17 protein-coding genes are annotated in these 14,633 nt (G+C 27.7%); 4 read left to right on the top strand and 13 right to left on the bottom strand.

All coding sequences use genetic code 11. The features are described 5' to 3' along the window. The first annotated feature begins 515 nt into the window (after positions 1 to 515). The 4 genes from IPM32_18305 to IPM32_18290 all read left to right on the top strand — a co-directional run bounded on the left by IPM32_18305 (position 516) and on the right by IPM32_18290 (position 4,188). Entirely contained in the window at positions 516 to 947 is a 432-nt protein-coding gene (locus IPM32_18305; protein MBK8947197.1) for a DoxX family membrane protein, read from the top strand. 44 nt (positions 948 to 991) lie between these two features. Beyond that, positions 992 to 1,741, top strand: coding sequence for an iron-sulfur cluster repair di-iron protein (ric, locus tag IPM32_18300; GenBank protein ID MBK8947196.1), 750 nt, complete (start codon positions 992 to 994; stop codon positions 1,739 to 1,741). A 47-nt stretch (positions 1,742 to 1,788) separates the two neighbouring features. Further along, complete coding sequence (locus IPM32_18295; GenBank protein MBK8947195.1) at positions 1,789 to 2,418, top strand: hypothetical protein; 630 nt, start codon at positions 1,789 to 1,791, stop codon at positions 2,416 to 2,418. Positions 2,419 to 2,565: 147 nt separating this feature from the next. Further along, on the top strand, positions 2,566 to 4,188 hold the full coding sequence (locus IPM32_18290) for a hypothetical protein (protein ID MBK8947194.1): 1,623 nt from the start codon (positions 2,566 to 2,568) through the stop codon (positions 4,186 to 4,188). 837 nt (positions 4,189 to 5,025) lie between these two features. Here IPM32_18290 and IPM32_18285 read toward each other — a convergent pair. The 13 genes from IPM32_18285 to IPM32_18225 form a co-directional block, all read right to left on the bottom strand. After that, on the bottom strand, positions 5,026 to 6,273 hold the full coding sequence (locus tag IPM32_18285; protein MBK8947193.1) for a tyrosine-type recombinase/integrase: 1,248 nt from the start codon (positions 6,271 to 6,273) through the stop codon (positions 5,026 to 5,028). 399 nt (positions 6,274 to 6,672) lie between these two features. Continuing rightward, complete coding sequence (locus IPM32_18280; GenBank protein MBK8947192.1) at positions 6,673 to 7,359, bottom strand: hypothetical protein; 687 nt, start codon at positions 7,357 to 7,359, stop codon at positions 6,673 to 6,675. A 224-nt stretch (positions 7,360 to 7,583) separates the two neighbouring features. Further along, on the bottom strand, positions 7,584 to 7,868 hold the full coding sequence (locus IPM32_18275; GenBank protein ID MBK8947191.1) for a DUF3467 domain-containing protein: 285 nt from the start codon (positions 7,866 to 7,868) through the stop codon (positions 7,584 to 7,586). Positions 7,869 to 7,885: 17 nt separating this feature from the next. Next, positions 7,886 to 8,566 carry a hypothetical protein gene (locus tag IPM32_18270; GenBank protein MBK8947190.1) on the bottom strand — a complete coding sequence of 227 codons (681 nt, stop codon included), beginning with the start codon at positions 8,564 to 8,566 and terminating at the stop codon, positions 7,886 to 7,888. Positions 8,567 to 9,926: 1,360 nt separating this feature from the next. Beyond that, on the bottom strand, positions 9,927 to 10,319 hold the full coding sequence (locus IPM32_18265) for a hypothetical protein (GenBank protein MBK8947189.1): 393 nt from the start codon (positions 10,317 to 10,319) through the stop codon (positions 9,927 to 9,929). Between the two features lie 259 nt (positions 10,320 to 10,578). Continuing rightward, entirely contained in the window at positions 10,579 to 11,943 is a 1,365-nt protein-coding gene (locus IPM32_18260) for a hypothetical protein (protein MBK8947188.1), read from the bottom strand. 11 nt (positions 11,944 to 11,954) lie between these two features. Further along, a complete protein-coding gene (locus IPM32_18255) occupies positions 11,955 to 12,185 on the bottom strand; it encodes a hypothetical protein (GenBank protein ID MBK8947187.1) in 231 nt (76 codons plus the stop codon). A gap of 1 nt (position 12,186) precedes the next feature. Beyond that, a complete protein-coding gene (locus IPM32_18250; protein ID MBK8947186.1) occupies positions 12,187 to 12,327 on the bottom strand; it encodes a hypothetical protein in 141 nt (46 codons plus the stop codon). Position 12,328: 1 nt separating this feature from the next. Beyond that, on the bottom strand, positions 12,329 to 12,583 hold the full coding sequence (locus IPM32_18245; protein ID MBK8947185.1) for a hypothetical protein: 255 nt from the start codon (positions 12,581 to 12,583) through the stop codon (positions 12,329 to 12,331). A gap of 266 nt (positions 12,584 to 12,849) precedes the next feature. Continuing rightward, entirely contained in the window at positions 12,850 to 13,050 is a 201-nt protein-coding gene (locus IPM32_18240) for a hypothetical protein (protein MBK8947184.1), read from the bottom strand. Continuing rightward, positions 13,043 to 13,354, bottom strand: a complete 312-nt coding sequence (locus tag IPM32_18235; protein ID MBK8947183.1) for a hypothetical protein — start codon at positions 13,352 to 13,354, stop codon at positions 13,043 to 13,045. The genes IPM32_18240 and IPM32_18235 overlap by 8 nt, the downstream gene beginning before the upstream one ends. After that, on the bottom strand, positions 13,351 to 13,794 hold the full coding sequence (locus IPM32_18230) for a hypothetical protein (protein ID MBK8947182.1): 444 nt from the start codon (positions 13,792 to 13,794) through the stop codon (positions 13,351 to 13,353). The genes IPM32_18235 and IPM32_18230 overlap by 4 nt, the downstream gene beginning before the upstream one ends. Continuing rightward, positions 13,751 to 14,602: a replication protein gene (locus IPM32_18225; protein ID MBK8947181.1), complete on the bottom strand. Its 852-nt coding sequence runs from the start codon at positions 14,600 to 14,602 to the stop codon at positions 13,751 to 13,753. Before IPM32_18225 ends, IPM32_18230 begins: the two co-directional genes overlap by 44 nt. Positions 14,603 to 14,633: the final 31 nt, after the last annotated feature.

The following is a 14,633-nucleotide window of genomic DNA, read 5'->3' as shown; positions in this document are numbered from 1 at the left end:
TAATAATGCAATGATTGTTTTGCCACTCTGCAAATAGACAAAAGATAAAAGGATTTTGAATTAAACTTGGTTTGCTTTCATTAATCATCATTCTATAAAAGATTGAATATTTTAGTTCTCAAGAATACAAAAAATTTGATTCCAAGTAGTAAAAATGCAGAATTATTTTTTGTCAATTATCATGAATTTACTATCAAAAAACAAGAATCGTTAATCAAAGTTATTGGACAAATTCCAAATTATGATCAATTAAATATACAAAAATTGTTCTTGGTTGAATAAAATCCAACCAAAACGATTTTATAAATATTTTAATCTAAAGAAAAAATATACATTTAAAATGATTTAGGTTGTCTTTGTAGTTAAAAAATAAAATTGACATTGGTTTTTGAAATACGAATTATACTCAACAAATTATAGCTGTTCCAATTTTCGATTAATTTATTACTTTAGATTCACTTTATTTTGGCTATTACTTAATTATCAATTTCAAAACAAAATGATTTGGAGCATTTATGAATACATATCTTTCGTTAAAAAAATGGTTTGAAAAAAATATAGATACAGCTTTTTCTCTAATACGAATATTTGTGGGTTTTGCTCTATTTGTACGGGGAATAATACTTTTTGTTGAACCTTCGGTTTTTACAAAATTGACTGGATCAGATCAATGGTATTGGTGGTATTCCTATGTAATTGTAATACATATAATTGGTGGAGTGTTATTAGGAATAGGTTTATTAACTCGTTTATCTGCTTTACTTCAAATTCCAGTTTTATTAGGTGCAATTTTATTATTCCATTTAAAAGAAGGATTAGCACGCGTTGAACAATCTCTTGAACTTTCAACATTAGTTTTGGTGCTTTTAGTGATTTTCTTTCTGTTTGGTTCTGGAATTCTATCAGTTGATTCTTACTTAGAAAAAAGAAAAGTAAAACCATATTAGATTAAATTTTATTAAATATTAATAATTTATTTATAAAGGAAAAAATGAACAATATAATAGATTTAAAATCTACTATTGGCGAAATAGTAAAAGATAATTATAAAACTGCTGAAGTATTCAAGAAATATAATATTGATTTTTGCTGCGGTGGAAATAAGACAATTTCTGAAGTCTGCAATGATAAAAACCTTAAAGTTGTAGAATTATCAAAAGAATTGGAGAAGAAAATTTTTCAATCGGTTGAGAGTGTACAAAACTATAAGGAATGGGAAATTGGCTTTTTAACAGACTATATAATTAATATTCATCATAAATACGTAAAAGAAAATATACCTATTCTAACTGAATTTACTAATAAAATTGCCAAAGTTCATGGTGATTCTCATCCTGAATTATTTAAGATTGAAGAATATTTTAATGATGCATCTGAAGAACTACAGCATCACCTAATGAAAGAAGAACGGATTTTATTCCCCTATATATTTTCTCTTTCAAATGCACAAAAGAATAATACAAAAATTGATCCATCACCTTTTGGTACTGTTCGTAATCCTATTTCAATGATGATTATGGAACATGAAAATGCTGGAAATCTACTTAAAAAAATACGCGCAATAACAAATAATTATGAATTGCCTGAAGATGCATGTAATACTTACAATATAACATTCAAAAAACTTGATGAATTTGAAAATGATTTACATTTACACATTCATTTGGAAAATAACATTTTATTTCCCAAGGCAATTTTTCTCGAGGAAAATTTAGTTGGTAATTTATCAAGGATTTATTAATAAATATTTTTTAAATAATCATTAAAAGATAAATAAGAGTGCAGTAAATGAATAACCTAGGTTCAGAAAAAATACAGAAAATTGTCGATAAAAATTCTGAAGAAGAATTTTCTCCAATGAATCCACCCGATGCTTATAACCCTCCTAATTCACAACCAATTTTATATGATAAACTTCATCCCTTATTACAAGAATTGGTAGATGAGCATAAATTATTTGATAAGATTCTTGATAAATTTGAAGTGGCTTTACATAATTGGAAAAGTGAAAATTGGATTTTTAATGAAAATATAAATATTAGTTTCAGAAATTTTTTTGAATTTATGGATCATACAATTCCTTTGCATAATCAGAAAGAAGAACGAGAGGTTTTTCCCTTTGTTAAGAGGCTGATGATAGAAAAAAAGGAGTATAATTTTGTAAATTCCTCTTATACCGGAATAGATATACTTGAAGATGAACACTTAAAGGTTGCTCAAGCAGCTGCAGTTGTTTTTAATTTTCTTGGGTTAGGCTCTCAACTTCCGGATGAAAAATCAAGGAATATTACTTTCCAAGTTGTCTTTGATCAAGGTAGAGCAATTATTGAAACGATGAAATTGCACATTTATCGTGAGGAAAATATAATATTTAGCGACGCAAATTTCTATCTTCAACAAAAAGGAAATATTAAATGAATTAATAAAAATTAATTTAATATTTCAATAATCATTCAAAATTTATCAATTATTTTATGATTTATTTATAGTTATCAACGCTGCAATAATTGAAAAATTTTTACGGTTAATCATTGACAATCTGTTTTAAAATACAATGGAGGTACCGTGAATAAATTTATCCTTTTTTATATTTTAATAGCATTTTTAATCATTTCTTGTAAAATAGATTCACCCACTGAAACCAGAATTGAAGAATCATATCAAATAATTAGTGCACTACAAGGCGGAGAAATAACCATTAAGGATGAAATTAAGTTACAAATCCCTGCAGGTGCATTAAAAGAAGATACAAGAATAACACTAACTTCATTACCCAGCTCACAAATGCACGAATGGTGTATTAAATCAGTACATTTGGAACCTGATGGTCTAACATTAGAGAAACCTGCAAAACTTAGCTTTTCATTACCAGATAATTGGCCTTCAGATCACAATCCACTGATATATGTTTCATTTACTGAAAATGCATCTGAGTATTTTGATATGGGTATTTGTGCAGAAATTGTTACTGATGAAGAGAAATTATCAGCTCAAACTGAAATAAATCATTTCAGCAAATACGGAGTGATTGCAAATTGTCATAAAGGAACTTTAACTTTTCTGCTTGATAATTTTATAAAAAGAGGATGTGTTGCAGATTCAGCATGGAAAAGTGTGAAAGAGAAATTTCCCAATACAAATACAGATATAAATTCTAATCCATTGACAGGCCATCAAACTCTGCAAGCATTTTTACTTACACATTTCAATGATATTGGCGGATTGAATGCAAATGAATTAACTAGTAAGAAGTGGGATGAGTTAGTAGCATACATTAAAGCAGAAAATAAACAAGTGGTTGCGTTATTTACAAGAGATATGTGGGGAAACAATGATGCTAAAGGAATTTACGGTAACGTTCCACATAGTGCAGTAATAGAAGTAAGAAATGGAAAAATAAAGCTTAGAAATAGTGTTAGTACTGATGAAAAAATTTTAATTAAACTAAGAGAATTAAATGGTGAAAATGTTTTATGGTATCCAAAAGGTAATGAGGAATTAACTTCGGAATCATTTGATATATTCAGAAATATGAAATCTGGAAAGGCATTGGAGCTGGAATTGAGTAATTATTCGGAATTATTTATTAATTGGCCAAATGAATCACTTAGGTTAAAACCATGGACTGCTGTACGTTTTTATGTGGCAAAGTTACCTGAAAATTCTAATCCGTGTATTACTTCCAATTTGAATTTTAAGGTAGCAGCAATAGAAATATATGTAAAAGGTTTTCTTCAAAGAACAGACTCGAATAGTACTTACGAAGATCCTTATTATATAAACTATAAGACCACATATAACAATCAAAATGGAAACATAATTGGAAATGTATTTAGTTCAGTATGGGATACATCATACAATGATGGTATTGGTGAAGTTAAAATTACTGGAAGTATAAATATTGAATTCAGTAATGATTTTGATAAAATCATCAGTTACAAAGAAGAGGAGCACCGAGATTTTTATTCAAGTTGGCGTATTGACGATTACAAAATAGAAGTAAAAGATATACCTTATTTATTTGAAACCTCAAATTCTATTAAATTTGGTACTAATCGAGGTATTAACAACTGTCAGAAAATTTTAACTTGGAACTACAGTGTTGTATGGACTGGACAAATGTCAGCAGTCTTAAACAGATTTGAATGCGATGAGAATAGTAATATTTCAATTGGGTTGTTCGAATGAGAGTCAGAACAAAAATGTTGTGATATTAATATTTTAATTTCTAGTAAGTTGTGAAATAGTCCTGTTTAATTTTAGATGAGATTGGGGATTAATGCTTTTAAGATAAGAAAACAAGTAGAAATATTTTTCCCAGCACTTTAGATCAAATTTAATAAATAAAAGATAAATAATTATGAAATCTTTTATATTTATAAAAAATAAATTTATAAATATTTAATGCCTCGAGAGTGTAAAGTTTATTGTGTAAATGGAAAATTGAGTTATTAAAAATCATGAAATCTTTCCTTAAAGTAAATCGAAAAATTGGAAAGAATACGAGCCCAGTTTTGAATTGGTAAAGTCCATTTTTTAGATAAATCTCTATAAGCTAAGTATAACATTTTGGTATTGTCGTTTTTGTATTTTTTTTTAAGTTGTTGGAATTAAAAAAACCTTGGTTTTTTTGGTAATAAAATTAAGCTTATGATATTTTGATAAAATTGTTGAATGAAATATGAAGAGAAAAAATATAAATATTTTGAGAAATTGTGTGTAGTAGTTGTGTAGATAAAAAATAAGCCCTTATAAAATAAGGGCTTTAGTAGCGGGACTAGAGCTAATTCAATTATTTTATATTTTTTTGACTTATTGGATCAAATTATCATTGAAACAAAAATATCACCAATGTCGTTATTAAGCGATTTTTGAGTTTCACCATTTTAAAAAATTAGTAGTAATTTTTAACAATTAAATTCTGTTTCATAAAAATTCAAAGTATTTAGTCAACACTATTAATAAAAAATTTACATAAATTATTTTCACAACTTTAAGTTTTTAAAACTGATACAGTTATTAATTCTAATTCTTTTTAACTAATCTTAGAGAACTTCCCCAAGCTTTATCCATTTCATTTCTTACTTCAGAATTGTCTATTGCTAAATATCTTTTCATCATCCTATAATCTGAGTGACCGACAACTTTCATAATATAATCTGGTTTCATGCCATTTTTTAAAGATAATGAAATAAATGTTCTTCTTGCTGTATGTGTTCCTATAAGATTATATTTTGGTAAAATTTCCTCTACAATTTTATTTGCTTTTATTTTTGATACTTTAACATGAGTTGTAATCTTGGCAACTTTACAAAGTTCTTTAATATACTCATTCATTTTTTGATTACTTATAATTGGTAATGGAGATTCCCAACCACGATATTTTTCTAAAATTGAAAGGGCATAATGGTTTAGTGGTACTTCCAAAATTTCTCCAGTCTTAATGGCTCTAAATCTCCAAATCCCGTTTTTAATATCTAAGATAGATATTTTTTCAATATCTGAATATCTCTGCCCTGTAAAACATTGGAAACAAAAAACATCTCTTACTCTAGTTAACCTTTCATTCTCTAGTTTTATATCATATAAATTCATTAGCTCTTGTTCTGTTAAATAAACTATATCATTTTTATTATATTTAATCTTAAAATTTCTAAAATCAGTATTTTTTGTTAACTCTCTTTCAACTGCCCAATTCATAAATACTTTAAGAAAGCTAATAGTTTTATTCGCAGTATTATCAATAAAGTTTTTATTACTAATTAAATACGGATAAAATTTATCAAAAAATAATAGATTTATTTTTGAGTAAGATATTTTTATGCCCATATCATTCTCAAAATCTTTAAGATGTTTTTTTGTTTGCATATATTTTTTCATAGTACTTTTAGAAACCTGAGTTGATTTAGCTGAAATGAAATCGTCAAAATCATCAAAAAAGTTTCGTGTTTTATTTGAAAATGCTGTCTTTATTTCTTGAGCAATATCATCAAAATCTGCATTAAAATTTCTAATTTTTGAGTCTCGAATAATTTCTCTAATTCTATTTTCATACATATTTAAGTAATTATTGAGTCCGTACAACATTCCTTTCATCATTTTATCTTTTGTTTTTAATTCATTTGCTCTATGCTGATTAACATCCCAAAATTCTGGTTGAATCTTTTCTCCAGTATTTAATGGTAATGTCCTATTCTTTTCCCTAATAAAACACCAAATAGTATGTTTCCCAGTTCTATTTTTTTTCTGTTCAAGGTAAAATTTAATATTCATCTTAGTCTTCTTTTTTCAATAAATAAAGATATTGTTTAGACAATTCAATATCAATTATTCTTACAATATTCTTACAAAAATATGCGATAATAAAAGATATTTATAAGATTATAAAAGAAATCAAAAAATATAATATTAGGTATAACGTATTATAAAATAATAAGTTAACAAATAAATAAAGAAATGATGAATAGCTAGAAAAATAATAAAATATAGTAGGTACAACTCCCGCCACCTCCACAAAATATCAATAAAAACAATAACTTACAGACACAGCGCACAAATTATGCACAAAATAGAATATTTTTACTTATGAATTATGACATAATTGGAAACTATTAAAATGAATTGATTCTTAATTTTCCTAAGCGGTCGGGTAGATTTGCTGGTTATACCACTTTAGAAAAATATTGATAAGCCTAAACTAGCGCCGATTCCCTTTACTAAATATAGAGTCCCTTCACTTTTTTCTTCATGTTTTTGATCTATCTCATACGCGTCGTTATAGTAAAAATTTTCTGTACGTTTAGAATCCAAACTACCAATTGACATTGCCAAACCATATTCACCAGATAAAATCACGTTATTTGATAAATTATATTCTACGCCCATCAGTATGTCTAAACCAAAACTTGTACTATTATATTTGCTTAGGTATTCTCTTGTGTAATTATGACCATAATCATTTGCATTTGATTCTCTTTTCTGATAAGCAATAAATGGACCGAATCCCATTATAAATGAAAAATCTTCTTTTCTCATTATTGTTTTAATATACTGTACAGAAAACTTAAGATCATAATTGATATTTTCTTGAGGGGAATTGAATTTTGAGGAATCCACTAAATGATTTTCAGTGAAATTTTCATCAGAAATATTTGCGAATATTCCGATTCTCAATCCAGAATTATTATTAAGTAAATATCTATAAGCAAAAGTATAACCATTGAAATCAGAAAGTGATAATGTTCTAACTTGAAACTGCAATCCATGTTTCAGGTCAAGGACATCATTTTCACAATCTGTTTGAGCAATTGATAAGTTAAATACAAAGAATAAAATAAAAAGAGAGTAAAATGATTTCATGTTTTTCCTATAATATTTTAGTGGTATAACGGCATTGCAACTAAAGCGCCGCCCATAACTACAATGACGCTTTTGGCAACTACTTTTTTTGTTTTAAAATCAACTTCGTTTTACAAATCAACTTTGAACAACAAACTTACTTTGAAAAGCTAAACCCAATTGCCACATTAAACGACCGCTTCGAAGATAGCGGTCGCTTTGAGTTGCGGGTTAGGTGGATATTATTAATTAAATTTTTGTTCACTTGGTTCTAAGAATTTAACTTCACCAAATTTTTCTTCGAAGTTTTTCATGTTATCATTAAGAGCTTTAATAATTCTTTTCATATGACCAGGTGATACAATTAGTCTAGATACAAGATGATTGCCATTTGGAGACATAAGCATCCAATCTAGAATAAATTCTTCTGGGCTATGTGCTATAAACATAGTATTGCTGAATCTTCCACGTGACATCTCATCAGTAGTGTTGATTTGTATTTGCTGTGGATTTTTTAATTCATTTGCCATGACTCACCTTTTTATTTTTATGGAATAAGATTATTTAAAATTGTTTTTACATTGTTTTCTATTATATCAAAAATATTTTGACAATATGGTGTAATTAATCTTCTTAAGGTAATAGCTGGAATAACATCAAGCGGATTTTCACAAACTATCCATTCATGAGAAATAACTGAACCGGAAGCATTTCCATATCCAGGGGTTGTATATGCACGTGAAGTCTGTTGATATTCGAGATATACTTGCCTACGATGCATCGAACAATTACGATATTCATCAAGTTGAGTATATTCTTGTAAATTCCTAAGCGTAGACAATAATGGTAAAAGCGGCGAATGATTGTGGTTCGCCTGTATGTAATTAATCACCCTTGTAAAATCACAGCTTCTTTCGTCCAATCCAAGATTTTCAGTTTGATTAACAATTTGGGATAGAACATCAAGTATGGATCGCTCTAATGCCCAAAATGTATCAGAATAAAAATGAATTTTATCATAATCGTCATAACCGTAAGCATCTCTTGTATTACTTGGCGTTTGATTACTAAGAGAGTTTATTAATGCTAACGCAAAGGAAGCTTGTTTGTTTTTTGACTCTATTCCATTCGCATAGAGAATAACCCTTTCTCTTCTTTGAGCATCAGTAAATTTACTTGGGTCATTCACTCTCGTTATAAGATTATTAATCTCAGTTATAAAAGACATATTTACACCTTATTAAATCCACCTAACTATATATTAAGCAGAATAGCCCAACTCATATTGAAGAGAGTTAAACAAGCAATTTCTTCTGCTTTTGTATTTTCTAATATCTACTTAAAATTTTTATAACTCGTTATAAAATATACTTTTACAAAAATTTTTCAAATTTAAATTTTGGTTTATTATACGGAATTTTCTTCTTCTTTTCATTCATTCAATATCATTATTTTACTTAAATAACTTTCGGCGTAATATTAACTTATGATTATTAAGAATTTTTGATTTAATAATACGACACAAATCTTAAGTACTTAATTTTATTTATCAACCTTAGTGTTAATTTTTGAGAACTTAAAAAAGCTTCGCCAATTAACCTACATTAATAATTATTTTATATTTTTAACTTAAATCTTAAATACAATATAAGAGAAAAATATCTTTTTGTAAATACGTATAAGTACTTACAATAAGTACAAATACGTATTAAAACAATTCAGCTACATTTTTACCATCCTAACATTTTTAGGATGTTGCCAATTCAAAAATAAAATACATTTAAGACGTTATTTCTCCTGAATTGAATTGATTTTACAATTACTTACAGAACAATTGTACAAATTCTTCACAAAACATCTTAATTTTAATTGTTAACTAAGAAATTCACTCTAAGACTTATCGACCTTGTAAGATCATTAATAAATGCACTTATTGATGATGGTTATCCGGATATTGCTTTCAGAAATCTCAAAATAGAGTTAGATTATCACGAAATGGTACTTAAAGGAAAGTCACCAAAAGATGTCAAATCGAAAGTTGCTGCAGATTATTTCTTATCGCAAAAGAGTATTGAGAAAATTATTTATAAGAGACAAAGTATCAAATAATTTCTAGTTTATTCTTGTTTTAGTAATTTTATGTCATTTTTTGTCAAAAAAGTGTTATACAAAAAGGGGAGATATTCTTCGTTTTTAGCTTGTTTTCCCACAAAATAGATCAAATTTAAATTTTAATACACTGATTTTAAAAAAGTAGAAAATTTTAACGAAAAATGTCATTTACATGTAAAATTTTGACTCGAAATAAAAAAAATGAGAAAATTCTGACTCAATTTTTTCTCACTTTTGAAATCTTCTGTAAATAATTTTGAATAGATAAAAAGAAAAATAATAGATAAAGGCTCAAATCGCTTTTAATACATATTGCGAATTCTTTTTGCTCTTTCAACTGCTAAACGAAGTCCTTCATTATCAACATTTTGAGTTACTTTGATTGAAGAATATCGTACTATGTCATCAAGACCAGAAATTAAATTCGCATTCATAGCGCCAATTCTTCCATAAATACCTGATAATATTTCTTCAAGTTAATGAGTTGATAAATTATTTGATTGCCCTGCCGGAGTAACCGAAACTTTCTCACCGGATTGAACACCGATTAAGTAATTATCTTTATTAAAACCAGCTGGGACAGTAAAATTTGAAACTCCGGAGGCAAATTTTTTATGTGGCTCAATTGAAATATTTCCGTTTTGATTTGTTACCGTTCCGCCTTTTGAAAATCCGAATATATGTGAGAAGAAACTTGCAAAGCCGGAAAATATTCCGAGAGTTCCAGAAAGCTGATCGGTCTTCATTGTATTTATTGCTTCATTTATTTTTATTGCAGATTGAAGCGCAGCATTGAAATAAGATACAAATGTTTTTCCATGAGAGCCTAAGCTTTCAAGTGCATTTCCAAATTCACTAATTGAACTCATTCGTAAATTGTGAATTTCTTCTTCTCTTTTTAGTTTTTCTTCAAGATCTTTTTCTCATCTTCGGATAGGTCATTTCGAGCATCAATATATAACTGTAAATTGTCCAGACGGTTTTGAGCTAATTCATTTTCTTTTTCAATAACATCATCAATCCAGTCAAAATCTTCTTGAGTTAATTTAAATTCATCGAAATCTAATTTTATATTTTCATTAACATTTTGATTATTAGCTGAGACTTTTTTCGGTTTAATTATATTTTCTAATCTCTCAATTTCACTATCAATTTTTTGTACTGATTATCTGAAACTGAAAATTCTTTTTTTAATTCATTAAGAGTTTTAATTTTATCTTGGACTTCACTTAATTTCTTTGAATATGGATCAAACAAGGGAGCCAAATCTTCATGTGCACGTTTATAAACATTAAGCTTTGCATTTAATTGTTCTAATTTTAATTTTTCTTCATCACTTTTAGCCTCTCCAATTTCGTTAATTTTTTCTTGAACAGTTTTTATATAATTCACTAACTCGCTTTCATCTTTCCCCTTAGTATTTTCAATAGATTGTTTCTGTGCTGATTTTACAGCTTTATCAAGTTGTTTTTGTTTTTCTGCAAATTCATTCATCACCTTTTGATATGCTTCTTGAAGTTCAGCATTTGCTACATTTGAAGTTGAAGAATATTTGATAAGGAAATTGATTGAGTCAAAAACGAAACCACCAAATTGTTCTTTTACATTTTGGATAGCAGCAGAAATTTGAGCAATTTTATCTTTATTAGTTTCTGCAACAAATCCCATATTAGTAATACTTTTACTTACAAGATTAAAAGCCGCTTCTCCATAAGTGCCTACTCTACTTATTTCATCTTCCATTTCATTTACTGAAACACCGAATTTTTCAAGAGCAGATGTTGACTCATTACCAATATCATCAATAATGTTTTTCGCGAGATACTCAAAAGACATTCCAGTATCACTTGCTTTGTTTTTTGCAAGCTCCAATATTTGCTCTAAGTTATCAAAGGAAATATTTGAATCGACTGCTTGCATTGTTAGTTTCATTAATTCAGCATCGGCAATTGTGTTTCGTGTTGCAGATCTTAATTTATTCAGCAAATCCGGATTATTTAATTTTTCAAATGCATTGTAAACACCTTCAACTTCTGTATATGCTTTTACAGCATCGATCGTCACAGCTCCAAGCCCGGTAACAATTGCCCCAATTCCTATTCCTTTTAAAGATATTCCTATTGAACCTTTTAGGAAATCGTCAAGTTGAGAAAGTTTATTTGCAGTGGTTTGGTCTGGTGTATTAATTTTTTTTAGAGCATCTTCAACTGATTTTAATTGAGTTTTTGTTCTTTCAATACTTGCATCATCAAATTTTAATTGAATTTTTTCTTCTAATCTTTGTTTTAATTTGGTATGAAGTTTTTCAACATCAGTCAGTTTTAATTTTAGAAGCCTATCATCCATTGTTGCTTTAATATTTGCATAATTCCTTTCAATCCGTTCTTTCCCTTTTTTAACATCTTCTTCAGCTTTTTTCAGGTCATCATTCAATCTATCACGTTTAGCATAAACCTCAACTGCAAGAGCGCCTGCAACTAATTCATTAGCCATTTTCTATACCTTTAATTTAAAATTGCTTTAATATTATTTTCTGTTAATCTTTCACGAATTTGATTTTCTACAGATAATCTAAAATCATTACTTGCTTTTAGACTTTTAAAAACCTGCATAATTTCAGCCGGACATTTTATTTTATATTTTGATTGCATACTTTCAGAATTCATTTTATCAATTAACGTTGTAAGCATAAAATTACTTTCAACTAATTTTTTATTGAGCTCATCAATTGTCATTTTATTTTTCTCTTGAACTTTTTCTTGCAATTAGATTTAATTTTGGACGTGCATTAATTTGCTGTCTCGTTGCTCCAGCTGTAAACTTGCCTTTAATTATTCCGGATATTAGCGATGAATTTTTACTTTTACGTTTTGCCATTTCAATTACCCCGCCAATCATTCGGACCAATTCCTAACATCGTAAAAACATTTTTACGGTAAGAAGCGACTCTACAAACATTTTCATGTGATACATGCAGCTTTTCATCAAAAATTATCTGCTGACCTTTGTTAATATTTCTCATTTCCGTTTTTGTTAAATAATCCATGTCAACTTGAACAGTGCTGTTATCGTTTTTCAAAACTTCTGTAATTTCATCACTACATAACTCACAATATTTTTTTGCGTTATCCATTTTGAACTCCATTTGTATATTATTTGAGCAGAATTTTTATAAAGTGTTTTCTCATATATTCATTTTTGGAGATACTCAGAACTGAATTTCATTTTTTACTACTTTCTTCATTTCAAGCTTTTGTTTTACAACTTCAAAAAATTCATTCCAATGTATTTCCGCCATTTCATTTTGTTCTAACATTTCTTTCAATTTTAATTTTGAATAATTCTTCAATTCCTTAAATATGATTTTATCTCGATCTGTAAATTCATATTTCTGAATTTCTAATTTGTACTTAAAAAAAAATACCTAAGTTGATCATTCAATCCTTTAACATCATTTTTAAATCTGATTAATTTTCCGAGATCTTCTTCACTTGCAACACAAATAATTTTATTTGTTTGTTCCTCAGTCAATCCATTATCACCAAATATTTTTGATTCTAATTTTGACAAACGAGAATTCAAATTTCTTGCTTTAATCATACCCGGATTTACTCTCCAATTCTATTCTTTTTAATCTCTCTTCAAAATCGGTTGTTGTTAAAATCTGAATGTATGTACTGAATAAATAAACTGCTGTTTTAGCATCTTCATTTTGAATATTTCCTTTACAGAATTCAGAAATTAATTTGCTCATTGCTCTTCGAATATCTCGTGCTTTTAAATATTTTATTTCACGAGTAAAAAGATCAGTTAACCCCGGAGTTTTTGTAACATTTTTACTTTTAATCAATTGGAAATTTTTTTGCAATGGTTTTGATCTTTTTCTTTGAATTTTTTCTGTCATTTTTTAATCCACTTTTTGAATTTGTACTTTTCAAAATCTTCTTTCTTAATCCATCTTGGATTTGATAAACCAATATCAATTGCTTCAACATTTCGCCAAAGATTATATTGTGTAACTTCAGCATGAGAATAAACCCGAACTTTTCTATCATATTTAATAAAATCCGCAACCTGTGGTAATTTGTCAAAACCAGTATAATTATCAATAACATAGTTTACTGAGTCAATCATTCTTTCATCTGAGAAATTGTTTGCTTTAAATCTTTCCCTTAACAGATTAATAAATGGACGTTCTAATTTTGGAAAAGCAATAAGGATTTTTTCAGTTTGTTCTATAACAACAGATTGAGATAAACCATTTGAATGGTTATAAACTGAAATTAAATTTTCTTCATATTCATTTTTGGAGTAAGTCTCTATCGTTCGCGATGTCTTCTGCAATTCCTCGAAGTTTATCTTGCGTAAGGTGTTTTGAATATGTTCCATTACCTCTCCTAATTATTGATCTAATTTCATTGAATTTAGAATTTATTAAAGTCAAACTCATATTTTCTCTATACCATTGGTCCGGAATTAAACAACACTGAAAGAAGAAATTTTTTAATTGTTTAAGTGTTTCCTCAGAATTTAAATTTTTATTGGTATCAACTTTTTTTAGTAATCCTCCAACTGCTTTACGATCTTTGGCAATTTTAAAATAATTTATTCCACGACTTTCAAAATATTTTTCTGCAAAAACATCGATAATTTTATCGATGTAATCCTTTTCTTTAAAAGTTTCTTTAATATTTTCTTTATTTCTTTTGTGTCTAAGGTTTTCCTTAGTACTTCCACTAAGGTTTTTCTTAGTAGTACTACTAAGGTTTTCCTTAATATCTACTAAGTTTTTACTTAGTAGTTTTTCATCATTACTACTAAGATTTTCCTTAGTAGTCCAAGTATCAAAATCTTTGTTAAAGGATAAAAAGTTTTTACTTCCTAAACCATCATTAGAACTTTTAATTATTTTTAATTTAACTACAGCTGATAAAATTTGATGAGCTCTTATTGATGAAATGTTCAGTGAATTTGCAATTTGAGTAAGAGAGATGAAATCACCTTTATGCTTTCCTGCATATCCAAAAGTTTTTCGAAATACGTATAAAATTAACTGCAGTTCTTGGCCACTTAATTTTATTGAGATTAACTTCTCTAAAAGTTGATTATGAATTCTTGTAAAATTTCCATCATCAATCTGAATGTCAGCCATAAAATAAAATCCCTCTGTAATTCGATAATCT

The sequence above is a fragment of the Ignavibacteriota bacterium genome, assembly GCA_016716225.1.
Classification (GTDB): Bacteria; Bacteroidota; Ignavibacteria; order Ignavibacteriales; family Melioribacteraceae.
The sequence above is the reverse complement of the archived record's forward strand: the minus strand, read 5'-3'. Positions and strand labels throughout refer to the sequence as shown.